1 protein-coding gene is annotated in these 741 nt (G+C 71.3%); it reads left to right on the top strand.

The features are described from left to right. A partial coding sequence (gene purD, locus JNK74_28745; protein MBL7650172.1) for a phosphoribosylamine--glycine ligase occupies positions 1-741 on the top strand: 741 nt, incomplete at both ends.

Raw genomic sequence — 741 nt, 5'->3', positions numbered from 1 at the left:
AGAAGGAGTTCGGGGCGGCGGGGCGTGAGGTGGTGATCGAGGAGCGTCTGGACGGGCCGGAGGTCTCGGTCATGGCGCTGGTGGACGGGCGCTCGATCTACGTGCTGGAGACCTCGCAGGATCACAAGCGGCTGCTGGATGGGGACAAGGGGCCGAACACGGGCGGGATGGGTGCGGTCTGCCCGTCGCCACGGGTTGATGATGCGCTGATGGCGCGGGTGGAGCGAGAGGTGCTGGTGCCGACGGTGGACGCGCTGCGACGCGAGGGGATCGAGTATCGCGGGGTTTTGTACGCGGGGCTGATGCTCACGCACGGGGGCCCGAAGGTGCTGGAGTTCAACTGCCGATTCGGCGACCCGGAGTGCCAGGCGATCGTGTCGCGGCTGGAGTCGGACGTGATCGATCTGATGGAGGCGACGTGCCGGGGGACGCTGGACTCGTGCGAGATCGCATGGAGGTCGGGGGCGTCGTGCTGCGTGGTGGTGGCGGCGCCGGGGTATCCGAACGAGCCGCGAGCGGGGCTGCCGATCGCGGGGCTGGATCGGGCTGGTGCGGTGCCGGGGGTGACGGTGTATCACGCGGGGACGGCGCGGGACCGCGAGGGCCGGGTGGTGACCGCGGGGGGCCGCGTGCTGGGCGTGACGGGGGTGGGCTCGTCTGCGGCCGAGGCGCGGGCGCGGGCGTATGAGGCGTGCGGGCTGATCCAATTCGAGGGGATGCAGTACCGACGCGACATCGGGG

The sequence above is a fragment of the Candidatus Hydrogenedentota bacterium genome (assembly GCA_016791475.1).
GTDB lineage: Bacteria > Hydrogenedentota > Hydrogenedentia > Hydrogenedentales > JAEUWI01 > JAEUWI01.
Note: the sequence above shows the minus strand (reverse complement) of the source record. Positions and strands in the feature narration are given on the sequence as shown.